This is a genomic window from Marinobacter sp. F3R08 (assembly GCF_018860425.1).
In the GTDB taxonomy this organism is placed as follows: domain Bacteria; phylum Pseudomonadota; class Gammaproteobacteria; order Pseudomonadales; family Oleiphilaceae; genus Marinobacter.
This window is the reverse complement of record NZ_JAHKPI010000014.1, coordinates 805,499-830,633: the sequence shown is the minus strand read 5'-3', so window position 1 is coordinate 830,633 and position 25,135 is coordinate 805,499. Positions and strand designations below refer to the sequence as shown.

21 protein-coding genes are annotated in these 25,135 nt (G+C 57.2%); 8 read left to right on the top strand and 13 right to left on the bottom strand.

The annotated features are described in order from the left end of the window. Positions 1-11: 11 nt before the first annotated feature. The 4 genes from KO499_RS06820 to dctP all read right to left on the bottom strand — a co-directional run bounded on the left by KO499_RS06820 (position 12) and on the right by dctP (position 3,809). On the bottom strand, positions 12-437 hold the full coding sequence (locus KO499_RS06820) for a GlcG/HbpS family heme-binding protein (protein WP_215982945.1): 426 nt from the start codon (positions 435-437) through the stop codon (positions 12-14). A 22-nt stretch (positions 438-459) separates the two neighbouring features. Further along, positions 460-1,992: a TRAP transporter large permease gene (locus KO499_RS06815; RefSeq protein ID WP_215982944.1), complete on the bottom strand. Its 1,533-nt coding sequence runs from the start codon at positions 1,990-1,992 to the stop codon at positions 460-462. After that, positions 1,989-2,693 (bottom strand): TRAP transporter small permease subunit, encoded by a 705-nt coding sequence (locus KO499_RS06810; RefSeq protein WP_215982943.1) that lies wholly within the window; start codon positions 2,691-2,693, stop codon positions 1,989-1,991. The genes KO499_RS06815 and KO499_RS06810 overlap by 4 nt, the downstream gene beginning before the upstream one ends. Positions 2,694-2,792: 99 nt before the next feature. Then, positions 2,793-3,809: a TRAP transporter substrate-binding protein DctP gene (gene dctP, locus KO499_RS06805; RefSeq protein WP_215983403.1), complete on the bottom strand. Its 1,017-nt coding sequence runs from the start codon at positions 3,807-3,809 to the stop codon at positions 2,793-2,795. A gap of 373 nt (positions 3,810-4,182) precedes the next feature. Here dctP and KO499_RS06800 point away from each other — a divergent pair, with 373 nt between their 5' ends. From KO499_RS06800 to KO499_RS06775, 6 genes are all read left to right on the top strand, one after another. Further along, the gene (locus KO499_RS06800) at positions 4,183-4,941 is read left to right on the top strand and encodes an FCD domain-containing protein (protein ID WP_215982942.1); all 759 of its coding nucleotides are present in this window, start codon (positions 4,183-4,185) and stop codon (positions 4,939-4,941) included. A gap of 155 nt (positions 4,942-5,096) precedes the next feature. Next, positions 5,097-5,867: an ABC transporter ATP-binding protein gene (locus KO499_RS06795; protein ID WP_215982941.1), complete on the top strand. Its 771-nt coding sequence runs from the start codon at positions 5,097-5,099 to the stop codon at positions 5,865-5,867. Between the two features lie 100 nt (positions 5,868-5,967). Then, positions 5,968-6,720: a transporter substrate-binding domain-containing protein gene (locus tag KO499_RS06790; RefSeq protein WP_215982940.1), complete on the top strand. Its 753-nt coding sequence runs from the start codon at positions 5,968-5,970 to the stop codon at positions 6,718-6,720. Between the two features lie 51 nt (positions 6,721-6,771). Then, positions 6,772-7,476: an ABC transporter permease gene (locus KO499_RS06785; RefSeq protein ID WP_215982939.1), complete on the top strand. Its 705-nt coding sequence runs from the start codon at positions 6,772-6,774 to the stop codon at positions 7,474-7,476. A gap of 3 nt (positions 7,477-7,479) precedes the next feature. After that, positions 7,480-8,202, top strand: coding sequence for an ABC transporter permease (locus tag KO499_RS06780; protein ID WP_215982938.1), 723 nt, complete (start codon positions 7,480-7,482; stop codon positions 8,200-8,202). Between the two features lie 149 nt (positions 8,203-8,351). Continuing rightward, complete coding sequence (locus KO499_RS06775; protein ID WP_215982937.1) at positions 8,352-9,404, top strand: succinylglutamate desuccinylase; 1,053 nt, start codon at positions 8,352-8,354, stop codon at positions 9,402-9,404. Here the strand turns inward: KO499_RS06775 and KO499_RS06770 are convergent. Together KO499_RS06770 and KO499_RS06765 are read right to left on the bottom strand one after the other, a co-directional pair. Continuing rightward, positions 9,370-12,396: an efflux RND transporter permease subunit gene (locus KO499_RS06770; protein WP_215982936.1), complete on the bottom strand. Its 3,027-nt coding sequence runs from the start codon at positions 12,394-12,396 to the stop codon at positions 9,370-9,372. The two genes, KO499_RS06775 and KO499_RS06770, sit on opposite strands and share 35 nt — an antisense overlap. Beyond that, on the bottom strand, positions 12,396-13,475 hold the full coding sequence (locus KO499_RS06765) for an efflux RND transporter periplasmic adaptor subunit (protein ID WP_228339772.1): 1,080 nt from the start codon (positions 13,473-13,475) through the stop codon (positions 12,396-12,398). Before KO499_RS06765 ends, KO499_RS06770 begins: the two co-directional genes overlap by 1 nt. A 166-nt stretch (positions 13,476-13,641) precedes the next feature. Between KO499_RS06765 and KO499_RS06760 the strand changes: the two genes are divergently transcribed. Further along, entirely contained in the window at positions 13,642-14,277 is a 636-nt protein-coding gene (locus KO499_RS06760) for a TetR/AcrR family transcriptional regulator (protein ID WP_215982934.1), read from the top strand. Here KO499_RS06760 and astB read toward each other — a convergent pair. From astB to KO499_RS06730, 6 genes are all read right to left on the bottom strand, one after another. Next, entirely contained in the window at positions 14,274-15,614 is a 1,341-nt protein-coding gene (astB, locus tag KO499_RS06755; protein WP_215982933.1) for an N-succinylarginine dihydrolase, read from the bottom strand. The genes KO499_RS06760 and astB overlap by 4 nt on opposite strands. Before the next feature lie 14 nt (positions 15,615-15,628). Further along, positions 15,629-17,104, bottom strand: coding sequence for a succinylglutamate-semialdehyde dehydrogenase (gene astD / locus KO499_RS06750; protein ID WP_215982932.1), 1,476 nt, complete (start codon positions 17,102-17,104; stop codon positions 15,629-15,631). Then, on the bottom strand, positions 17,092-18,192 hold the full coding sequence (astA, locus tag KO499_RS06745) for an arginine N-succinyltransferase (protein ID WP_215982931.1): 1,101 nt from the start codon (positions 18,190-18,192) through the stop codon (positions 17,092-17,094). The genes astD and astA overlap by 13 nt, the downstream gene beginning before the upstream one ends. Before the next feature lie 52 nt (positions 18,193-18,244). Next, entirely contained in the window at positions 18,245-19,264 is a 1,020-nt protein-coding gene (locus KO499_RS06740) for an arginine N-succinyltransferase (RefSeq protein ID WP_215982930.1), read from the bottom strand. Between the two features lie 9 nt (positions 19,265-19,273). Next, the gene (locus tag KO499_RS06735) at positions 19,274-20,488 is read right to left on the bottom strand and encodes an aspartate aminotransferase family protein (protein ID WP_215982929.1); all 1,215 of its coding nucleotides are present in this window, start codon (positions 20,486-20,488) and stop codon (positions 19,274-19,276) included. Positions 20,489-20,588: 100 nt separating this feature from the next. Continuing rightward, positions 20,589-22,055 carry an exonuclease domain-containing protein gene (locus KO499_RS06730; protein WP_215982928.1) on the bottom strand — a complete coding sequence of 489 codons (1,467 nt, stop codon included), beginning with the start codon at positions 22,053-22,055 and terminating at the stop codon, positions 20,589-20,591. Positions 22,056-22,217: 162 nt separating this feature from the next. On the opposite strand from KO499_RS06730, the gene KO499_RS06725 reads away from it, so the two are divergent. Then, complete coding sequence (locus KO499_RS06725; protein WP_215982927.1) at positions 22,218-23,345, top strand: DcaP family trimeric outer membrane transporter; 1,128 nt, start codon at positions 22,218-22,220, stop codon at positions 23,343-23,345. 148 nt (positions 23,346-23,493) lie between these two features. Here the strand turns inward: KO499_RS06725 and aceF are convergent, their stop codons facing one another. Next, complete coding sequence (gene aceF, locus KO499_RS06720; RefSeq protein WP_215982926.1) at positions 23,494-25,134, bottom strand: dihydrolipoyllysine-residue acetyltransferase; 1,641 nt, start codon at positions 25,132-25,134, stop codon at positions 23,494-23,496. Position 25,135 lies beyond the last annotated feature (1 nt).

Here is a 25,135-nt window from a genome sequence, read left to right as displayed (position 1 = left end):
GATGACAGTCATCAACCGCGTGTTGCTTCAAAGTGGTCAATGCCGGCCTGGGCACAGTCCATATCCTGCTGGGGGGTACCGGAACTGAGTCCGATACCGCCCACCACGTCGCCGTCAACGATCACCGGCAGGCCACCGCCCACCGAGCTGATGCGACCGCCAACTTCGGTATGGATACCAAACGCCAGGCTTCCGGGGGTGTTCACCTTGTTGTAATCGTGGGTGGCTTTCTTGGCCGCCGCGGCAGTGAAGGCTTTATCCTGAGCAATGGTGACACTGGTGATCTTGCCACCGTCCATGCGCTCGAAGGCCACCAGGTTGCCGGACTCATCCACTATCGCGATGCACATGGGCACGCCGATTTCGCGAGCCTTTGCAGCGGCGCCTTCGATGAGGATCCGCGCATCCGCAAGATCCAGCCGTTTGATCGTTAACATAACGCTTTTCTCCTTGATTTGATTAGCCGTAAACCAGTCCCGGCAGCCAGGTTACGATACCGGGGATCAGGATACACATGAACAGTCCGAATGCCTGGATTGCCAGGAACACCAGCGAGGACTTGAAGATGGTAGCCATGGAAATTTCCGGTGGGCAAACGCCACGGATGTAGAACAGGGCGTAGCCGAATGGCGGGCTCAGGAACGACATCTGCATATTCACCAGATAAAGCACCCCAAACCAGAGCACCACATCGTCACCGGAAACCGGCGGGAAGCCGAGCAGCCCCGGAAACTCCAGTGCCTTCACAATCGGAATGAAGATTGGCACCGCCAGCAACAGGATACCGACCCAGTCCAGGAACATCCCGAGAATGACCAGCAGCACCATCAGCAGCAGCAGAATGCCGTAAGCCGACATTCCCGTACCCAGGATGGCATCGGTCACAAACTGCTGACCGCCCTGCAGGATATAGAAACCGACAAACACGGATGCACCGAACATAATCCACAGGACCATCGCCGACGCTTTGGCCGTGGTCACAGACGCTTCGCGAAGGCCTGCGATCGAAAATTTCTTATGCATCATTGCGACGATGATGGCACCAAAGGAGCCAATGCCCGCGGCTTCAACCGGCGTTGCAATACCGCCGAAAAGCAGGCCAAGAACCAGACCAACCAGTGCGAGAGGTGCGATCAGGTTGCCCAGAAGCTTGAATTTCTCTCCCAGACTGATGCGATCCTCCACAGGAATTGGCGGACCCAGTGTCGGGTTAAGCCAGCTGCGAACCAGCACATAGGTCAGGTAGAGACCGGACAGCATAAGCCCTGGCAAAAGGGAGCCCAGGTACAGTTCGCCCACCGACTGCTGCGCAACCACGGCGTAGAGAATGGCCAGAATCGACGGCGGGATGAGGATACCCAGAGTTCCACCTGCCATGATCGAGCCAATCGCGATCTTGTGATCGTAGTTCCTCTTCAACATGGCTGGCAGCGCGATAATACCCATGGTTACTACCGCAGCACCGATAACGCCTACCATTGCGGCAAGAATGGTGGAAGCAACAATCGTCGCAGCCGCAAGACCGCCACTGATACCACCCATCCACTTGTAAACCACGCTGAACATTTCTTCGATCAGGCCGGCGCGCTCAAGCATCGAGGCCATGAAGATGAACAGAGGAATTGCCGCGATGTCCGGGTTGGCCATCAGCGGGAATATCCGGCCGGGTACGATGTTCAGCATCATCGCATCACCTACCAGGTAGATGAACATGACACCCAGACCACCGGTCACGAAGGCCAGGGGCAGCCCCATCATCAGAGCCACGGCCAGAGAGCCGAACATCAGATAGGTCAGAGGACCAATGTCGACCCCGGCAAGACTGCCTGACAGCTTGAACAGGAATTTCTCGTCACTCCATGGGTCGTAGAACAGAATGTTGATCAACTCAACACAGATGATGAACGCCAGACCCACGGTGGCGATGATCATTAACCATGTGCCCAGCTTCCCGGCCATGCCGCTGCTAGGCGCTGCAGTTGTTGTACTCATGATGTGCGCTCCTGGCCGAGACGGATAAACAATACGATGTCTTTAAGCAGCTTCGAAAAGCCGGCGAGCAACAGCAAGATGGCGCCCGCAAACATCACGCCTTTCACGGGGTAGTATTGAATCCCCCATGTCTCGACCGTGGTCTCTCCCATCATCATGGAGTCGTGGAAGAAGGTCCACGATGTGCTGGCCAGAACAGCCGCGAAGATAAAGAAGAACATGGAAGTGAAAATATCCATGCCCACACGCCCGCGAATCGGCAGGAAGTTGTAAACAACGTCCACCCTAACGTGAGCGCCGTGCAACAGCGCAAAGGCGCCGGCGAGAATGTATTGCATCCCGAAGATCAGGAAGCTGGCTTCGTGTACCCAGATTGTTGGCATGTTGAAGAGGTAACGCATGACCACTTCAAAGAAATAGAACAGCACTGCGTTGATAGTCCAGAACGCAACGAAGAGGCCTGATTTCTCACACAGCCAGTCAACGATTTTCGTAAACCAGTTACCTTCATACTCAAAGTGTGCGAGCGGATCTTCCTCTTCGGACTGCAACTCGGAAACCGTTTTCTCTGGCTCAGCGATGTCTCCGCCATGCTTACTGCTCCACTTGTCCCAAGCCATCATGAGCAGCGGCATAACAGCCAGCCAGCCCCAATAGAACCAGTGCGGCATGACAAAGCCAAATGCACTCAGATCAGACATGTTGTTACCACCCAGATCAAAGAGCGGGGAAGGGAGGGTTAATCCTTTTTCGGCTAACCCTGCCTTCCCCGATCATCGTTTTTGTTTCAGTTTTAGAACTTAGAGGCCTTTGATGTCGTCTTCGGTGATGTAACCGACCGTGTCGTTCATCATGTACTCAAGTTGGATATCAAGGATGGCACGAGCGTCCTCGTTCTTGCTCGCCCAGTTGAACCAGATGGGGATGGCTGCTTTCCGGAAGGTCGCCAGATCTTCCTGGCTCAGACGGGTAACCACGTCACCGTCTTCACGGAACTTCTTCATTGCTTCAATGTTGCGTTCCTGGATCGCCAGATAGTGCTTCTGGGAGTAGATGCGCACTTCGTCCTCAACCAGCTGCTGAAGCTCAGGCGATATCGAGTTCCAGGCACGCAGGCTGACAGTCAGATCCATCAGGTCGACCGGCTGGTAGATGGACATAACGCCAGGAGGCCCAAAGATGATGTAATCGGTCACCTGGGAGAAACCCAGCTCGTAGTTGACCGCAGGACCTACGTAGTCCGCTGCATCAATGGTGCCTTTTTCCAGGGCCGGGAAAATATCCGAGCCCGGCAGGCTGACGGTAGACACGCCAAACTGCTGGAACACCTCGGCAACCATGCCGCCAGGAACACGAATCTTCATGCCCTTGAGATCGTCAAGGCTGTTTACCGGCTTTTTGGAGTGGATAATGTTCGCGTCGTGCTGAATCGGACCAACGTAAAACAGGCCGAACTTCTTGTAGATTTCCCGGGTCTTTTCCAGCATGCCCATGGAGTAGAACATGGTGTCCCAGTGATGGGGCTGATCCGGGCCAGCAGGATAGGACGAAAGGAATACGGAAGCAGGAATCTTTCCTGACCAGTACAGGGTAAACGGGTTCATACCCTGAAGAACACCGTTACGAACTGCGTCGAACAGCGCGTTGTTATCGGCAGCAACCGCTTTAGCCGGGAAACACTGGAACTTCAGTTCACCGCCAGACTTGTTTTCAATGCTCTTACACCACTCCTCGAACAGCGTATAACCCACGGTGCCCGCGTCCCAGGTGGACTGGATCTTCCAGGTTGTCGCTGCGACAGCCTGGCCTGCTCCCATCAACATGGCACCGGCAAATGCTGCGCCCAGGGCGGCGGTTTTGAGAAAACTTCTGCGAGGTGGGGCCTCGTCGATATCACGTTTATTCCGGATGTTATTCTTCGAATTCATCGAAACGTCTCCGTTGGCTTTATTTTTTTTAGCGTCAACACAACGCCGGCCGTTGCCGACATTACAATGATATTCGTAGCCAATCGGGTTTTAGTCCAGCGCAGACACAACTGGTCTGACCAGTTTTGTGAGCAATAGAAATGGACGAAACACCCTTAATCAGCCATATTTAACGGGCTCAGAGGCACCTCGGACGTCAACAGAGCAAACAATAATCAGACGCAGAAACTGGTCCGACCAGAGCACTCACACAGGCACTCTAATGGCTATCTCCCAGGAAATTTCATACCGACTGGAGCGTCTCATCCTCGATGGCGGGCTGGCTCCAGAGCAGAAAATACCTTCCGAGCGCCAACTGGCTGCACGCCTGGGCGTGTCCCGTGCGGTCATTCGGGAAGCCCTGCATGAACTTCAGGGCCGAGGCGTTATCGAAACCCGCCATGGCAAAGGGTCGTTTGTCGCAAGCATGGTTCCCGGAGCGAACGAGCTGGGGGAGCCGAGCCCTCTCATGCATCTCTTCGAGGGTCACCCCCGAACACTCTTTGACCTGCTGGAAGTGCGTGAGCAACTGGAGGGCCAGGCCGCATTCCTCGCAGCGCAACGGGCAACCCAACTGGACCGGCACCGGATCACCAAGGCCTTCCGCGCCCTGGAAGACACCGACCCGCTTACAAATGCCCGGCTGGACCACGGTTTTCACCTCGCCATTGTGGAGGCATCCCACAACCCGGTTCTGGTTCATGTACTCAACAGCCTGAAGAATATGATGCTGTTGACGGTTCAGGCCTCCGTTGCCAACCTGAACCCAAGGGAAGAAATGCGTAACAAGATTGTGCGACACCACCGCCAACTCTACGAAGCGGTGATAGCGGAAAAACCTGCCATTGCACAGAAAATCGCCATGGCCCACGTTCGGTTTGTCAGCGACGCAATGAGAGATATGGAAAAGGATGGCGGCACATTGATCCGGATACCTGTCAATCCGGAGTCGTCGGTGGAACATTCCCGGGCTTTGACCTGACATTGGCAAAAAGCTTGCATTAGGCACCTGTTCGACCACAATGACATGCATCGAACGGCAGTGAATTTCGGCCAAATGCTCTCTAAAAGGGATTGATTTCCGCCTCCACAGCCAGTAAAACATGCGCCTTTGAACTACAGCCCCAGGAGTCACCCATGGCGGACCAAGCGCCTTTGATCTGCAGGGATATTCACAAGACCTTTGACCAGCTTCAGGTACTCAAAGGTATTTCACTGGAAACCCGCAAGGGTGATGTGGTTTCCCTGATCGGCAGCTCCGGTTCCGGCAAGAGTACCTTCCTGCGTTGCATCAATCTGCTGGAGACCCCGACGTCCGGCGACATTATCGTGCACGGCGACCCAATAAGGTTCACAAACAACCGCAAGGGCGAGCGCATTCCCGCAGATAACAAGCAGGTTGAACTGATCCGGGCAAAACTTTCCATGGTTTTCCAGAGCTTCAATCTCTGGTCCCATATGACCGTGCTTGAAAACATCATTGAAGCTCCGATCCATGTGCTGAAGGTTCCGAAAAAAGAAGCCATCGAGCGCGCGGAAGCCTATCTCAACAAAGTGGGCATCTACGAGCGCAAGGATTACTATCCGGCCCAGATGTCTGGCGGCCAGCAGCAACGTGCGGCTATTGCCCGGGCACTGGCGATGGAACCGGAAGTCATGCTGTTTGACGAGCCCACGTCGGCCCTCGATCCCGAGCTTGTCGGCGAAGTGCTTAAAGTCATGCAAAGCCTGGCCGAAGAGGGTCGGACCATGATCGTGGTCACCCACGAGATGGCTTTCGCCAGAGATGTATCGAGTCAGGTCCTGTTTTTGCATCAGGGCGTGATCGAGGAACAGGGTACACCCGAGAAAGTATTCGACCATCCGGACTCGGAACGCATGAAGCAGTTCCTGGCTCCCAACTTCTGATACTCGGTGCTATCTTGAACCGGTGAAGACATAATCTGTCGGAACCAAAAACTTCCGACAAAAATAAAGCCCAAAAGGCAAACCACTGGAGAAGTGACACATGAAAAAAATGATTTTTGCCGCAAGCTGCGCACTCGCCCTTATCGCTGGTGGTGCCCAGGCCCAGGAGCAGAATCTGCGCATCGCGTTCGATGTGCCTTACGAGCCGTTCGAATACAAAGATGAGAATGGCGAACTGACCGGTTTCGAAGTGGAACTGGCAGAGGCCATGTGTGAAGAAATGAGCGCCAACTGTGAATTCGTTATCCAGGCATGGGACGGTATGATCCCTGGCCTGCTGGCTCGCAAGTTCGACCTGATCATGTCATCCATGTCGATCACACCTGAACGCGCGGAGCGGGTTCTGTTCTCCGAGCCGTACTACAACACCCCGGGTGGCTGGTTTGGCCCTGTCAGCTTTGAGACCGACGTAACCGATATGGCCGCAATGGACGGCATGACTGTGGGCGTTCAGCGTGGCACCACCATGGATACCTACGTCACCGAGAACATGGGCGGCATTGTGACCATCAAGCGCTACACCACCGCTGACGACATGGTTCTGGATCTCGAAGGCCAGCGTCTGGATGTGGTGTTCGTAGACTATCCGGTTGGTGAACAGACAGTACTCACCAAAGAAGGCTTCAAGGAAGTGGGCGAGCAGGTCAAGCTGGGTGATGGCGTAGGCGTTGCCATGCGCAAGCGTGACGCGGATCTTGCCGAAGAAGTGAACGCTGCCCTTAGCACTCTTAAGGAAGATGGCACCTACGACACCATCATGCAGAAGTACTTCGCTTACGACATCAAGATGTAAATCTGCCGAGGGGCGGCCCGTTGGGGCTGCCCCTGCTTACCGGACACTCTCATGCTTGATCTGAAAGGCTATGGCCCGGCCCTGATGGAAGGGGCAGTAGTCACCATTGAACTGGCCTTCCTGTCTCTCGCGCTCTCGGTTGCCCTGGGGCTGCTTGGCGCGTCTGCCAAACTGTCACAGAACCGGCTGGCCAAAGGCGTCGCCACCACCTACACCACGCTGATCCGTGGCGTGCCGGACCTGGTCATGATGTTGCTGTTCTATTATGGCGGACAGGTTGCTGTGAACATGCTCTCGGATTACATCTGGGAAGCCTACGAAATCGACTTCTTCTTTCAGTTTGACCCGTTCATTTCTGGAGTGGTCACGATCGGGCTGATTTTCGGTGCCTATATGACCGAAACCTTCCGGGGTGCCTTCCTTGCCGTGGAAAAAGGCCAGATCGAGGCTGCCCGGGCCTACGGTTTTACCCGTTTTCATACCTTCCGCAGAATCATGCTGCCGCAAATGATGCGCCATGCCCTGCCCGGCCTCGGCAACAACTGGCAGGTGCTGCTGAAGACAACCGCACTGGTGTCGATCATCGGGCTGACGGACATGGTTCGAGTGGCCGAGGAAGCCGCCAAGGCGGAGCGCATGCCGTTCCATTTCTTTATCCCGGTAGCATTTGTGTATCTGGCCCTGACGGCTGGATCTGAGCTATTCATCAAGTGGCTCGATAAACGAGCCAATGTCGGCGTGGTTCAGGGGAGCTGACGGATGCCTGATTTCATTGCCGAGTGGCTGAACCAGAACGACATCTTTACCGCCATGACCATCATGGAATACTGGGACGGCATGGTCACGACTGTGCATCTGGTGTTCCTGTCCCTGGTTATCGGTTTGCTGGTGGCAGTTCCGCTGGCCATTCTGCGAACGGTTCGCAACCCGTTCGTGTCCGGCCCGGTATGGCTGTATACCTATCTGTTTCGTGGCACGCCGCTGCTGATACAGCTCTACATCATCTACTACGGACTGGCCCAGATTGAGGGCATACAGGAAACCTTCTGGTGGGACATTTTCCGTGAGCCTTTTTACCCGGCCCTGCTGGCATTCACCCTGAACACGGCGGCCTATACCACCGAGATTATCCGGGGAGCGATTGTTTCGACGCCCCATGGTGAAATTGAGGCGGCCAAGGCCTACGGCATGAACTGGTTCATGCGCATGCGCCGCATTGTACTGCCAAGTGCCGCGCGGCGAGCGGTGCAGGCTTATTCCAACGAAGTGATCTTCATGCTGCACGCAAGTGCCATTGCCAGCGTGGTGACCATCGTGGATCTGACCGGGGCTGCGAGGAACATTTACTCCCGGTTCTATGCGCCGTTTGATGCGTTTATCTTTGTGGCGCTTTGCTACATGGCCCTGACGTTTATTCTGGTATTTGCGTTTCGCAAACTGGAAACTCATCTGCTGCGGCATCAGCGGCCGGTGAGCGGCTGATTCCGACTATAGTGCCCGGGCAGGCAGGGTCTTGCCTCCCGGGAACCGCTACGAGCACATCCATGTGCGCTTGACTGAAGTCATCCATGGCTTCAGTCATTCCCGGGAGGCAAGACCCTGCCCGCCCCCAGACCTCGTTCGGGGATTCTATGTCGGCAAAACATGACCTGTTTGGAACGCATTCAGACTGGCTCACACACACACTCGACAACGCCAACGCTTCACTTCCGGAAACCAAAACCGTTCTCCCCGATGGCACCCGTATCAGCCGCAAATCCGTGGGCGTTCTGGACATTGTCCCGCCAGCCAAGCGCAATAATCCAAATGCCGAAGCCATCATTGTTTCTGCCGGTGTTCATGGGAACGAGACTGCGCCTGTTGAGGTTCTGAACGGGCTGGTTTCCGAACTGTTCGAGGGCGCCTGGGAGCTCGCCTGTCCGCTGCTGCTGATTCTCGGAAATCCGCCAGCGATGGTGGCCGGGGAGCGTTTCATGGAGGTAAACCTGAACCGGCTTTTCGATAGTGCTCACGGGCGGAGCGAATACAAAGGGCTTACCGAGTCGGCGCGGGCGCAGTTTCTTGAGGAGGCTTGCCGGCAGTTCGCCATGGCCAATCCCCAGGCGCTTTGCCATTACGACCTGCACACCGCCATTCGCCCTTCCCTCCGGGAACGGTTTGCACTCTATCCGTTTGTTGAGGGGCGGAAAGCGCCCGCAGACCAGTGTGATTTCCTGCTTGAGTCGGAGGTAGAGACGCTTCTGCTGCAACACAAATCGGGCACGACATTCTCGTCATTTTCTTCGTCAGCGCTCAAGGCGGAGAGCTTTACCATAGAATTGGGCAAGGTGCGGCCCTTCGGCCAGAATGATCTTGGGCGTTTTTCGGGTATCCGGGATGCGTTACGGCGGCGGTTCCGGGGACAACCTGCGCCTTCCGTGCAGGCACCTTTTGACCGGTTGACGGTGTTCGAGGTGGTGCATGAAATCCTGAACACCGGAAAGAATTTCCGGTTTCACGTTCCGGATGACGTTGCCAACTTCACCGAGTACCAGCCAGGCACAGTAATCTGGGAAGATGATGAAACCAGTTACCGGGTCGGGCACTCACCAGAGGCGATTGTATTTCCCAACCCGCTGGTTCCTGTGGGCCAGCGGGTTGGTTTGATGGTCAGGCCGGGGCGTTTTCAGGTTCCGGCACGCTGACTTTAATCAACTGCGTGCATACCGCCGGGATCACCAGCAGAGTCAGCACCGTTGAAGCCAGCAGACCCGAGATAATCGCCCAGGCCATCGGCGGCCAGAGGGTAGAACTGGAAAACGCCAGGGGCAGCAGCCCCGCTACGGTGGTTGCCGTGGTCAGAAGAATCGGCCGGGTACGCTGTTCTACTGCACTGCGCATGGCATCCCGGACATCCTTACCCTTCTCCAACTCGCGGTCCATGACGTCCAATAGCACAATGGCGTTGTTCACGACGATCCCCACCAGAGCAATAACCCCCAGCAAGGACTGGAAGCCGAATGGGGACCCGGAGAGTACCAGCCCCGGAAAAATGCCAACGGTGGCCAGCGGTACCGTCAACAGGATAATCCCGACCCGGCGGAACGAGTTGAACTGCAGCAACAGGAAAAACAGCAGCAGTAGCATGCCAATAGGAGCGGCGGTCAACAGCGCGGTGTTGGCCTCACCGGAACCTTCAGCATCGCCTCCCATGACCATACGTGTGCCCGGTGGCAGGGGAGTCCTTTCAAGCCCCGCATACAGACCATCCAGTGCCTGGCTAAAGCTGTAACCGGTTTCCAGGTTCGCCGTTACCGTATTCATTCTCACGCCGTCGCGCAGGTAACGGGCGGCCGGTTCCCAGGTCGTGTTAACACTGGCCACCGCAGACAGGGGGATGGCATCACCACGATCGTTGTAGATGTTCACAGACAACAAGCGTGACAATGACAACGCGGTCCCTTCCCGGGATCGCAACACCAGGGGAATAGGGTCATCTTCCTGGCGGTAACGTTCAGCCACCACACCAAAACTCTGGCCATAAAGACTCTGCGCCACATCGGCGCGAGTCAAGCCGTACCGGGCGGCCGTAGCGTCGTCTACATTAATCGCGATGCTGGGCACACCAATGTCCAGGTCATGCCGGACATCCACGGTGCCTTGAACACCCCTCAGGATGCTGAAAATCTGTTCAACCGCCCTCATTCGGGTGTTGTCATCAGTATGATAAACCCGGACCGCTACCGGAGCAGCCCTGGGAGGGCCCTGCCCCAGTATCCCGACGGTCACGTCCAACTCGGGCATCTGGTCTTTTACATGGGCACGAATCCAGCGAATCATATCCGTGGTGTCTTCCAGCGAGGGTGTCGTAACCACCAACCGGGCCCGGTTCGGCGCCTGAGGCGCACGTTGGAGGTTGTAATAGAAAGACGGTCCGGTGAAACCGACAAACCGATGCACTTCCAGGGCGTCAGGTTGCGAGCGGATAATCTTTTCCAGGCTTTCCGTTGCCTCAGCGGTGCGCGACTGATCAGTACCTTCGGGCATGAAGACTTCAACAATAACTCTTGGCCGATCGGCATTCGGGAAAAACTGCTGGGCCATGAAAGGGGTCATCGCCAGGCTGATTCCGACCAGCAGAACGCCAACGGCAATCAAGCGACCGGGGTACCGGGAAACCAGACCACCAAGGAATCTTGCCAGCCCGATCAACCGGTCCTGTCCGGCCTTGCCGCGCGGTTTCAGGAACTTTGCGGCCAACAGAGGGACAGCGGAGATAGCAAGCAGGTAACTGACCGACAGTGTCAGCATGATCATCACCGGCACACCGCGGGTAAAGTCGGCGGCCCCTCCCTTGGCAAGGAGCAGCGGAGCGAAGGCGGCCAGCGTCGTGCCAGTAGAGGCACCAAGCGGGCCCGCCAGCTCACCGACCGCCGTGCGCAGGGCATCCAGGCGGCGCATGCCGTCATCGAGATGACCCTGAATGTTTTCAACAATCACAATGGCATTGTCGATCAGGATGCCGAGCGAGATCACCATTCCGATGACGGCAATCTGGTGCAGAACACCGCCACCAAGGTCATAGAGCCCGACACTGATCAACGCCACCATGGGCAGGATCGACGCAACCAACAGGCCCATGCGAATGCCCATGCCGGTGAAGACCACAGCAACGATTATCAACACTGAAAGAACCAGGCTCCAGGCCAGGTTATCGAGCCGTTCATGCACCTTGTCCGGCTGGAAAAACATCTCCCGGATCTCGTAAGGCTCAAAATTCCCGCGAATCTGCTCCATGCGTTCCCGCACCCGCTCGCCAAAACGGATTGCATCGGTGGTGCCTTCTTCCATAATGATCGAAACCAGCACTACCCGCTCACCGTCATACCAGGTTTCCGGCTGTCGCGGTTCCGCTGGCCCGCGCCAGACATCCGCCACGGCAGCCAGCGGCACCTGAGAGCCATCCGGCAACTCAATAGGGGTCGCACGAATGGCGTCAATGCTGGCAAATTCGCTGTTCGGGAGCACCGACAGACGACGGCCATTAACCACAACAAAGCCGCCCGGAATGGTCTGATTGCGCCGTGCCAGGGTGTCCAGCACCCGCGCCGGCGAAATGCCCAGCCGGTAGAGCGCGGCGTCATCCAGCGCCAGGGTAATCTGCTCGTCGGCATCGCCTTCCAGCTCAATCCGGGAGACACCTGAAATATCCGACAGGTTTTGCTTCAGCCGCTCGGCGACATCGGATAATTCGGTAACCGAGGGAGAGCCACCCACAGCCATGACAATGGCCGGAATATCGATCAGGCGATCATCCAGCACCATTTGACCAACATCGTCGGGAAAGTCCTGCTTCGCCCGCTCCATGGCCTGGCGCACCCGGTCCCAGGCAGGATCGGTATCGTAGATAGTATCGTTCAGGCGAAGACGGACGATCGCCACGCCGGTGCGAGCCGTCGATTGGGTGTAATCCACTTCCTCCACCTGGCGCAGCTCATCCACCAGAGGCCGAAGCACCAGCCGTTCGACAGCATCGGCGCTGGCACCCGGATAGGTGATGCTGATCAGCCCCGCCCGATACGGAAACGAGGGGTCTTCCTGACGTGGCATGGTGCTGTAGGCGGCCACACCAAGCAGGCAGAGCATGGTCACCACCATGCCCAGCAGACGCTGGCAGTTCAGGAGCCGGCGAGTCATCAGCGCACCTCCACGGAATCGCCGTCTGCCAGTCGGGTCATTCCGGCGTACACCACCTGATCACCTGGAGACAGATCCCCGGAGGTGACCACCACTCGCTCACCGACAACGCGATCCACAGCCACCGGCACCCTGCTGGCAACATTATCCCGAACCCGGAAGACGCTGACCCCCTCGGCATTGCGAATCACCGACAACAGGGGAACCGTGAGTGCCGACTCCCGGACCGGAGTAATCCCCACTTCCACCGGTGCCCCGGGCTCCAGAGTATTCACCGGCAGGCTCACCAGTACCGGATGCAACTCTCCGCGAATGGCGCCGGCCTGCGCAATCTCGATAACCGAACCGGATTGGGGTGGCTGACTGCGATCCTGCACCGACCATACCGGCAATGTCTGATCCAGTTGCACATGGTCCAGCAAATAGGCGGGCACCCGAACTTCCACCTCACGACCCTGCGGAGAAGAGAGGCGCATGACCGCCTGGCCCGCGGCCACAAATTCATCCCGCTCAACCAGCAGGGCTTCCACCCGGCCGGAGAAAGGCGCCCGCAAAGTACTTTCCTCGAGTAACTGGGTCGCTTCTGCCAGAGAAGCCCGGGCTGTCGCGACACTGGCTTCCAGGGAGTCCCGGCGTGCCGCCAGCTGCTCCAGGGTCTGCTCGGATACCACGCCACGCTCGTGCAACCGATCGGAGCGTTCCCACTCCCGCCGAGCTTGCTGATACTGGGTTTTGAGCTCCTCGAGCCGGGCTCCGGCAGAGTCCCGGGCTGGCTCCAGGGCCGGATTGTAGACCCGGGCAAGCAAATCACCAGCCTGCACTGTCTGGCCCAGTTCGACGGCCCTCTCCTTCAGGGTTCCGCTCACCTGAAACGTCAGCGTGGCCCGCTGAGTGGCACGAACGATACCGGAGAAGCGCAGAGGCATATCCTGGCTTTCGCCACCAGTGACTTGTGATACGCGCACGGAAACCGACTTCTGTTCGGGTTCCGGTGATACATCACCGGCCTTACAGCCCGACAGAAACAGGGCAAAAGCCGCAAGCGAAACGAGGGCAACAGGAATACGAAGTGGCGTCATGATTCTTCCTTTCATCCATGTTCTTGTAGTTGGCGGAGTCCAGTCCCTGGAGGAACCCGGCAGTTGATCTGGACATAATGTCATTCTTTGACATTATGTCAATAATCAGGTTTGATTCTGATTCAGGTATCCTTTGCCTGCCGTTGCCAACTAACCGGAAAATTGAATGAGTGAACCGCTGAAAACCCGCCGCGAGCGCGAAAAACAGGCCCGTTACGACACCATTCTGGACGCCGCCGAACGGGTGTTCTCAGAAAAGGGTTACGAGCGCACGTCGATGGACGACATTGCTCGCACCGCCAGTCTAAGCCGGGCGTTGCTGTATGTGTACTTCAAGGATAAGGCGGCGATACAGCGGGGCATCATGCTGAGAGCTGGTCACAGCCTGTTCCGGCGATTCGAAGAGGCCAAGCAGACCGCCGATACAGGTCTGGCCCAGATCCGGGCGATGGGAGAATCCTACTACCGTTTCTATCTGGAGGAACCGGACTACTTTTCTGCGCTGACCACAGCATCCACCGCCATGGCCGAGGCCGACGAAAGCCAGGCCGAGGAGATGCTGTGTTCCAAGTCAGACCTGATGGAACTGATGGTCGAAGCCATTGAACTGGGACTTCGGGACGGCACCATGAACCGGGACCGGATTATCGACCCAGTTCAGACCGCCCTTTACCTGCGAGGGGCTCTTCACGGGGCAATTCTTCTCTGTCAGTCAGAGATGAGCGAGGGCAATCCGGCCTTCCCCGCGGAAAGCCTGATCCTGCATACCATGGACATGCTGACGTCCTCGATTTCCGCCTAGAGCTGGAAATCGTAAATCGAACCGAGGCCCATGATGCCGGTGAGTTCGTCCAGGGCTTTCCGGACTTCCTCCAGCAGCATGGGATCGCCAAGCTCATCCTGACTCAGCTCGTCCCGATAATGAGCTGCCACCCAGGCAGTCAATCGCTCGTAGAGGTCATCGGTTAGCAACACACCCCGGTTTATGGCGTTCAGCTCATCGTCATCCAGCGCCACTCTCAGGCGCAGACAGGCAGGTCCGCCCCCGTTACGCATGGATTGTTTAACGTCAAACACCTCAACCGAGGTCACGGGCCCACCAGAGGCCACCAGGTTATCCAGATAGCGGCTGACCGAAGCTACTTCCCGGCACTCTCCAGGCACCGCCAACAACATGCCGTCCGGGCTTTTCAGTAACTGGCTGTTGAACAGGTAGGAGGCAATCGCATCCTCTAGCGGAACATCCGCACTACAGACCCGGACCGCCTCCAGCTCCGCTCCGACAAGGCGTTCCCGGATATCCGCCAGCACCTGCTCTTCTTCCAGGAACGCCATCTCATGGTAGAACAGGGCATTGCCGTTACCCACGGCAATCACATCGTTATGAAAAACGCCCGCATCAATGGCTTCCGGGTTCTGCTGGGCAAACACCACACGCTGATCCTTCAGACCATGCAGACGCGCAATCGCCTGGGACGCCTCGAGAGTCTGTCGGGCCGGGTATTTTTTTGGTGCCGGCGCCTGTTCGTTAAAGGCAGTCTGCCCGTAGACAAACAGTTCCACACCCGGCTCCCCGTATTCGCCACACAACCGGGTATGGTTGGCAGCACCCTCGTCACCAAAGTGGCTGACCGAAGGCAGAGCCGGATGGTGCGCGAAGTAGCTGTCGTCGGCAAAGATGGCTTTCAGGGAACGGCCGGTGACCGTGTGTTCAATAGAACGATGGAACTTGGCACTCAGGTTGGCCGGGGTAAAGTGCACACGATGGTCGGAGGTATCGGCACTGGGCGACACCGTAGCTGCATTGGCGGTCCACATCGGCGATGCGGACGATACCGCAGCCAGCAGAGCCGGACTGGATCTGGCAACCTGCTCCAGCACACGGGCATCTGAGCCATCAAACCCCAGGGCCCGGAGCGTCGGTATATGCGGCCGCTCATGGGGCGGCAGGATGCCCTGCACATACCCCCGGTCCGCCAGACGCTTCATCTTGGCAAGCCCCTGCAACGCCGCTTCTTTCGGATTGGATACCGAACTCACGTTGGACTTGGAGGCAACGTTGCCCCAGGACAAGCCGGCGTAATTGTGGGTAGGGCCAACCAGACCATCAAAATTTGCTTCTACCGCATGTTTTGCCATGACAGTCAGTTCCGTTAGTCGAAGTTCAGGCCGGGCGCCAGGGTGTCTGGCACTTCACTTTTGCCAGCCTCCAGAGAAGCCATGGGCCAGGCACAGTAGTCGGCCGCGTAGTAAGCACTGGGACGATGATTACCGCTGGCACCGGCGCCGCCAAAGGGCGCTGCACTGCTGGCACCGGTCAGTGGCCGGTTCCAGTTCACGATGCCGGCCCGCACTTCTTGAACCAGACGTTCATAGAGTTTCCGGTCATCGCTGAGGATACCCGCGGAGAGTCCGTAACGGGTATCGTTGGCCAGCTCAAGAGCGTCATCAAAGCTCTTGTAACGATAGACCGTAAGCAGGGGCCCGAAAAATTCCTCGTCGGTCACGTCGGCATCTGTCGCATCGACAATACCCGGCGACAGCAGCCCCGTGCCTGACCTCAGGGATTTCATTTCCAGCAGGGATTTACCGCCCTTCTCGAGCAGGCTGGCCTGAGCCGCCAGGAGTTTGTCTGCCGCTTCTGCAGAAATCACAGAGCCCATAAACGGCTGCGGATCGGCATCGAAATCACCCACTTTGATCCGGGCCGACACCTCTACCAGGCGATCCAGGAAGGCGTCGCCCTTTTTACCCTTGGGCACCAGAAGCCGCCGTGCACAGGTACAACGCTGGCCGGCCGAGAGAAAAGCCGATTGCAGGGCGTGATGCGCTGCCCCGTCGATGTCAGCCACGTCCTGAACAATAAGGGGGTTATTACCGCCCATTTCCAAGGCCAGGATTTTCTCCGGCTGACCGCCAAACTGCTTGTGCAGCAGATGCCCGACGGTTGAGCTGCCGGTAAAGAACAGGCCGTCAATCAACGGATGGCTGGCCAGGGACTTCCCGGTCGCCGAGGCGCCCTGCACCAGATTGATAACACCATCCGGAATACCCGCTTTCTCCCAGAGCTTCACGGTCATCTCCGCAACGCCAGGAGTCAGCTCACTGGGCTTGAACACCACGGTATTGCCCGCCAGCAAAGCCGGTACGATGTGGCCGTTGGGCAGGTGTCCGGGAAAGTTGTAGGGACCGAACACCGCCACAACGCCATGGGGCCGATGCCGGAGTACCGCATGACCGCCAGCCACATCAGACTCGGAGGTTCCGGTGCGGTCGTTGTAGGCATTCACGGAGATACCGATCTTGCCGACCATTGCGGCCACTTCCGTTCGCGATTCCCACAGGGGTTTACCGGTTTCCAGGCCGATCTGATGGGCCAGCTCTTCCTTGTGGGTCTCAAGCAACTCGCCAAAGGCTTCGACAACCGCCTGACGCTCCGCAAAGCTCTTGCGCTGCCATGTCAGAAAGGCTTTGCGCGCCTCCCGGACGGCCGCATCGACATCCTCCAGGTTAGCACTCTGACCATCCCAAACCGCTTCACCGGTAACGGGCTGAACAGATTCGAACACCTCCCCGTGGCCCTGCAGCCAGAGTCCGTCGATAAGCAGTTCACCTGTCAGCTTTGCCATTTTGATGCACCTCCCGATACTGAGCTTGTATACCTGTGTTTGGTCAGTCCCCCCGCATCTTTCAAGGGAGCCAGACGAACCGGATCGCCAGATTCGATCTGCAGGGCCTCTGCCACTTCCGGCGGCATGCTGACTGTGTCCGGACCGATGCAATCGATCGGAAGCGTGGTCACCCGGAAATCCCTGAACGAGCGGTTCGACACCATCGCCCTTTCCCCGGCCGGAACATCCAGATTGACCGGCTTGCGAGTTATCATGGCGTGCCGGTTCATGCCTTCCCTTACCGTCCGGATATTGTGAACGAAAGCTTCAACCACCGGCCCACCATCAAAGATGTCTACCAGGCCATTAAAATTGAAGCCCTCGGATTGCAACATACGCAACGCCGGGGCGGTGTTGTCGTGAACCCGACCGATGACCGCCCGGGCCGACTCCGGCAGCATTGGCAGATAAATCGGATACTTCGGCATGAGTTCAGCAATGAATGATTTATTGCCAAGCCCCGAAAGCATATCGGCCTCGGTGAACTCCATATCGAAAAACTTGCTGCCCAGAGCATCCCACAGAGGGCTGCGCCCCTGGGTATCGGAGACTCCGCGCATTTCTGCAAACACCTTTTCTGAAAAATGTTTGCGGAAATCGTCCAGGTACATAAACCGGCACCGGGACAGCAGTAGCCCGCTGCCACCGCCCTTGTACTCGTCGGAAAGCAGCAGCGAACAGATTTCACTGGTGTCGGTCATATCGTTGGACAATTGCAGCGTCGGTGTTCGCACGTGCACACCCAGCTCTTTGGACGCATTCACGGTAATGCTGAGTCGGTAGTTGTAAAACACCTCGTCCAGACCAACGCGAGCCTGAATGCCGCTGATTCCGACCGTTTTCTTGCGCTGGATATCCTCGAGGGCGAACAGGTATAGCCCGGCCTCGGGGGCAATGCGCTGGTTGAAGGTCTCCCGGGCGTGGTTGATCTTGCCTTCCAGGATGTCCCGGTCCGCCGGCAAGGTCGTAAGCCCCTTCCCGGCATTCTGCGCCATGGTGTACAGATCATCCAGATCGTTTTCCTGCAGCGGACGGATTACCAGCATGCTCTCGCCCTCCCGATCCCTGAGACAACGCGTTTGCGCATTCTGTAGATGGTCATAGCGGCGCAATCCTTACCCGGTCGCCCGCGGTTTTGTTCAGCACTTTCCAGGTCGCTATCGGAACCTTCAGTTTGTCATCCAGCGTTTCGGCTAGGGGGGTCAACGTGCAGCGGAACTGTTCTCGCTCCCCGGCTGCAATCAGGCAGGTTTCACCCACATCCTCATGAGTGCCGTGCAGCGCCTTCGAATGACTGGCCACCAGAGTTCTCAGGCTATCCGTACGTGCCTCCAGAACCGGGCCGGCATCAAAGATATCCAGGAAACAGCCCGGCTGAAACCCTTCCCGCTGCAACAATTCGAGGTTGGGCAAGGTTATCTGGTGAGCCCGCCCCAGCGCCTGCTGGGCCGCCTCGCTGAGCAGGGTGACGTAGATAGGGTTGGGGGGCATAAGCTCGGCAATAAAGGTCTTACTCAATTGCCCGGAGTGCTGATCCGCAGTTTCGAAATCCATATCGAAAAAGTGCCGCCCCAGACTGTCCCAGAATGGCACGCTGCCATCATCCAGCTGCACACCCTGAATTTCCACAGCGATTCGAGGGGTAAACCATTCCCTGTGTTCGGCAATAAACAGAATCCGGGCCCGGGACAACAACTCGAACGCGCTCGTACTTCGAAGCTCCGGACGAATCGAGAATGAGCACAACAGAGTGGCATCGGTCAGAGAATGCGAGGGATACAGCACCTCTACCCGGCGCGATACGCCAAGTTCATGGGACGCATGAATCAAGGCATCCCGCCGGTAATTATAGAAAGGCTGGCCATTGCCAGCCCGGGCATCAATGCCTGCGGTGCCAGCAATGGCCCCGGTCTCGGTATTCTCCAGCACGAACAGAAATCTCTGCGGTTCACTCCCGGCGCGGGTTCTGCCGGAGAAGGAAGCTATGGACTGTTCGATTTTATTGGTCAGGGCATCGCCCTGCTTGGGCAGCGTTGAGGAGAGACGGGCACTCTGGGTGCCCGCGATAGTGAGAATCTGGTCCAGATCATCCGGCCGAGCCGGACGTACCAGCCACATAAATACTCCTTAGGCCGTCAGCTTTCTAACCGCCGTTTCAAAGCGCTCAAGCGCTTCGTCGATATCGGATTCCGGGATGATCAGTGACGGTGCCAGACGAACAACATTCGCACCAGCTACCAGCACCATCACGCCCTCTTCCAGACCAGCGTTCAGAAAATCCTTGGCCTTGCCCTGCCATTTCTCGGTCAGAACACACCCAAGGAGCAGGCCAGCGCCGCGCACTTCACTGAACACGCCATAACGCTCGCCAATATCCATCATGCCCTTGCGCAATCTGTCAGACCGGGATTTCACGCCCTTGAGAATCTCCGGCTGACTGACCGTATCCATTACTTTCTGGGCCACAGCACAGGCCAGAGCATTGCCACCATAGGTGCTGCCATGAGTCCCCACACCAAGGCTCGCCCCAACGCGGGCCGTTGTCAGCATGGCCGCCACCGGGAAACCACCGCCCAGTCCCTTGGCGCTGGAAAGGATATCCGGCACGACGTCGTACATCTGATAAGCATACAGATGGCCGCTTCTGCCGACGCCGGACTGTACTTCATCAAACACCAGCAGCGCATTGTTGTCGTCGCATAGCTGGCGCAGCCCCTCAAGGAATGCCTGATCACCAGGCATCACGCCGCCCTCGCCCTGAATGGGTTCGACCACCACCGCGCAGGTCTTCTCTTTTGAGATCAGCTTTTTGACAGATTCCAAGTCATTGAACTCGGCATGATGAATACCGCCCGGTGCCGGCTCAAAACCTTCCAGGTACTTGGGCTGACCGCCAACACTGACGGTAAACAGGGTGCGCCCGTGGAAGGAGTTTCTGAACGAAATGATTTCGTTCTTTTCCGGTCCGTAGTGCTCCCAGGCATACCGACGTGCCAGCTTGAAAGCTGCCTCGTTTGCCTCACCACCGGAATTGGCGAAGAACACGCGTTCAGCGAAGGTCAGGTCACACAGGGTTTTTGCCAGACGCAGCGCCGGCTCGTTAGTCATAACGTTGGACAGATGCCAGATCTTGTCGGCCTGTTCGTGCAAGGCACCTATCAGCCCGGGATGGGAGTGACCAAGACAGGTCACCGCAATGCCGCCCTGAAGATCGATAAACTCGCGGTCTTCCTGATCCCAGATTCGGGAACCTTCCCCTCGCACCGGAATGATAGAACCGGGAGCGTAGTTGGGCACCATGACTTCATCGAACAGTTCGCGGTTGACGGGCTCTTTACTCATAGATCTCTCTCGGGAAAACGGATAGGCAGTTAAAAAATAGTAGAGTGACCGCGCCAGACAAGTAAGTAAGTGTGCGGACTCCTGCACCATAATACGCCACTCAAGGCATAAGAACATCCGGTTCCCCGATGGCCGGTAACTCGATCACCCGGTGCTGCACGTCCTTACCCTTGTTGCGGTCCATCAGGGCACCGATCAGCAGTTTGTAGGAATCCAGGTCAAAGGTGACTGCCTGGCCGCGGAGAGAGAGATCCTGTAACGCCGCCTCATCATGCACGGTGGCCACATGCATCCAGTTGTAGACTACCAGGATATCCATTCGGTCAGACCGGGCGTCATGCTCGACAATCCCCACCGGTCCTTTCCAGGGCCAGGTTTTCAGCCGCAGACTGTGAAAGGCAATCTGCATCCGCAGGTTGTAGCGCTCGACACTCTCAAGCGCCTCACAGGCGCCCCTGCATCGCCCAAGTGTTCGCTGGAAGCAGGCACCATCGTGCTCCGGCTCCAGCCCCAGCCCCAGCAAGCGGTTGCACAACTCATTTTTGGCCGCAATCCCGCTCAATGCTCGCTCGGCATCACGTTTGCTGCGGAACAAGCCGAAATAATCGCCCAACCGCTCAGGCGCGATTTCGCGAACCAGCCGCGCCTGCAAATACCCCGCCTCGTTAGTCGACAACTCGATACTGACCAGATTCTTGGCTGCCCGGGAGCGTCGATTGAACAGGGGCTTCATGGATTTGATCTGTTTCAGCTCCAGCAGCAGCGCCCCAAGTTCGCCCGCCGTTTCCGTCCACTCAACCCGGCGCAGGCTTTCGGACATGCGCACGCCCCGGGCCGAGTTGTGGTCACCGGAGAAGTGGGAAGCCACCCGCTGGGCTATGCAGGTACTTTTGCCAACATACAAAAGCACATCGTTCTCACCATAAAAGCGGTACACCCCGGCTACCCGGGGAAGATCCTGAAGAATATCCGGTGAAAGGTGGGACGGAATACTGGGGCGCTGCAGCAATTCCCGCAAAGCGACCTCAAATAGCCCGTCGCCTTTTTCTGCCCGTGCATGCTCAAAAAACGCCAGCATGGCAGAGACATCCCCCATGGCACGATGCCGCTGAACCCGGGCAAGATCATGCCGTGCGATCAGCGCGTCCATATTGTGACGCCGGAATTCCGGATACAGGCGTCGGGACAGTTTTACCGTGCAGAGCACTTTCGCGGAAAACAAACGACCCAGTCGACGGTACTCGGCTTTGATGAACCCGTAATCAAAACGGGCATTGTGAGCGACAAATACCTTGCCCGTCAGCTGCGCCTCCAGCTCATCTGCAATCTCTTCAAAGCGCGGCGCCGCAGCCACCATTTCATTAGAAATACCGGTAAGGTTCTCAATAAATGGCGAAATTCGCGCTTCCGGATTCAGCAACGTCTGCCATTCACCCACAACCTCGCCGGCGCGCCAGAACCGGATACCAATCTCGGTGATTCTGTCCCGCTGTGAATTGCCACCGCTGGTTTCAAGATCAAGAAACGCGAAGGTGGCCGACTCAAGAATTCTACTTTCGGAGGTCATGGAACAGATTTACGCCTCGACGGCAACCGCAGATGTCTGTATATGAACGAAAATCTGTTATAGACATTCGTCTAATTTCTGCATGAAATTATTTGAATTGTCACGAATTCGTAACTACCTTGTTTTTGGGTCCAACAACAATAATGTGTGGAGACAACAACGATGCAAAGCAACAAACTGAGATTGGCAATTCGTGCGACGGCAACAGCTGCCATCTTTGGTGTGGCCGGACAGGCTGGCGCAGTCAGCTTTACGGCAGGCGATTACGACATGGCCGTTTATGGTTATGCGCGCTTGAACGCCAGTTATGATATTGACGAAAACGTATCAACTTCTACCCGCTCCTTTAACTATAACGCGATCAACGTTGGTGCAGCAGAGGACAACGAGGCGACCGGTTATTTCGGTGCCGACGCAGTCCAGAGCCGAATCGGCGTCAGGGCCACTTCCCCGGAAGGCGTCATGGTTAACGTTGAGGGTGACTTCCGCGGTGGCACTATCCGTCTGCGCCACGCTTACGGCTCGTACAAAGGTGTTCTCGCAGGTCAAACCTGGTCTAACTTCACCAGCTTCGTAGGCAATACTTCTACTCTTGACTTCGATTCACTTCCTGGCCTGGCCGGCTACCAGAGCCGCGTTCCACAGCTGCGTTACACCACAGGATCTCTGTCCCTGGCAGCTGAGCAGCCGAAGAATTCAATCGATGGCGCCGGCGCCGCTGCGAAAGATGGCATGCCAGCACTGACCGCTCGCATCCAGGATTCCGCTGGTGGCCTGTCCTACTCTGCTGCCGTACTTGCTCAGCAGCTGGGCTATGACACTGGCTCGTCAGACGAAAGCTCATTTGGCTTCGCGACATTCGTAGCCGGTAAAATGGCCGTGTCTGACATGATCACTATCCAGGGCACACTGAGCTACAGCGATGGTGCGAACAGCTATCTGTACCGCTCTGGCGCTGCCAGTGCCTACATCGACGGCAGCGGTGATGTTGAATCCATCTCCGGTTACGGCGGTAGCGTTGGTGCCGGCTTTAACCTCGGAAACGGCCGCAGCATCAACATTGGCTACGGTATGGTTGAGGTCGATCTGGATGACGCGGTTGCTGACTCTGTAGGCAGCATCAGCGGCGCAACAACCGAGTCTGTTAGCGCTGTGATGGCCAACTACAAGTGGACACCGGTCAAAAACGTTATGATGGGCGTCGAGTACAAGTACGGTATGCGCGAAACCCAGAGTGGCGACGACGGTGACGCAAGCAGCTTGGCGTTTGCTGCTCAGTACAACTTCTGATTCTTCCGTTAGAAGTTAGTTAACTCAGCAGAAACCCCGGCCTCGGCCGGGGTTTTTGTTTGGGTGGCCGGATTGCCGGCCGTTGGCAAAAACAGAGATGGCTTTCGCCGCCCCAGGCCTCAAAGGCCGGGAGCGGATACAGCGGTTATCACAGCAGAAGGGAGCGAATATCCCCGAGAAGCTGGCTGAGCACCGTCGTGAACCGGGCAGCATCCGCCCCATTCACCGCCCGATGATCATAAGACAGCGACAACGGCAACATCAGACGGGGCTGGAACTCCTTACCATCCCAAATCGGCTTCATCGCCGCCTTGGAAACCCCCAGAATCGCTACCTCCGGCGTATTCACAATTGGCGTAAACGCCGTGCCGCCAATACCACCCAGACTGGTGATGGTAAAGCAGGCGCCCTGCATCTCTGCCGGCTTCAGCTGCTTGTCACGCGCCTTCTGGGCCAGCTCGGCACTTTCCGCCGCCAGCTCCCACAAGCCCTTTTTGTCCACATCCCGGATAACCGGCACCATCAGCCCGTGAGGCGTATCTACCGCTATCCCGATGTGAATATAGGACTTGCGAACCACCTCCTTGCGCTCCATGTCCAGGGACACGTTGAACTGAGGCAGCTCGGCCAGCGCCGTGGCACAGGCCTTCAGAAGGAACGGCAGCGGCGTCATCTTAACGCCTTTCTTCTCACCGGCCGCCTTCTGAGCCTTGCGGAACTCTTCCATATCGGTGATGTCCGCGTCCTCAAACTGGGTTACGTGAGGCACGTTCAGCCAGCTGCGCTGCATGTTGTTGGCCGTTGCGAACATCATCCGCGACATGGCCTCACGCTTCACATCACCAAACTGACTGAAGTCTGGCAATTTGACACCCGGAATACCGGAGCCTGTGGCAACACCACCACCCTGCTGGGCCTGCTTGAGCTGACTCTTCACATAGGCATGGACATCATCCTTGATGATCCGACCCTTGGGGCCAGAGCCCTTGATGCGGGCCAGATCAGCACCCAGCTCACGAGCCAGCTTGCGAACCGCAGGGCCAGCATGAACCTTGGCGCCCGGCGCAGGCGGCTCATAGGTGGAACCCTGAGGCTCAGGCACAGACGAGCTCGCCTGCTGAGACTTTTCTTCGGATTTCGGCTGCGGTTTTTCTTGCTGTGCCGGCGCCTCAGAAGCCTCATCATCACCACCGTCTTCCTGAACGGTCATTTCCAGCAATTCATTGCCTTCGGACAGCTTGTCACCTTCGGACACCAGGATCTTGCCCACCTTACCCGCATAGGGGGAAGGTATCTCCATGGTAGCCTTGTCAGACTCCACCGTAACCAGCGGGTCATCTGCCTCAATGGTATCGCCCTCAGCAACGTTGATCTCGATAACCGGAACGTTATCGAAGCCATCCAGCGCCGGCACCTTTACGGTCTCCTTGCGGGATCCACCAGACGCCTTCTTGGGTGCCGGCTTGCTTTCCTCCGACTTCGCCTCCTGAGGGGCCTCTTGCTTCTGTTCAGGCTCTTCACTGCCGGCATCTTCCGAGCCAGCGCCATCAGCGCTGACTTCCATCATGCCAACAACGTCGCCTTCCTTGACCTTGTCACCAACCTTTACCGTGATCTTGGTGATCTTACCGGCGCCCGGCGATGGCAACTCAACCGAGGCCTTGTCTGACTCAACCGTCAGAATCGGATCTTCTGCTTCAACGGATTCTCCCGCACTGACGGTGATTTCGATAACCTCGACCTCATCCGCACCGCCGAGATCCGGAACCTTGATTTCCTGTTCACTCATG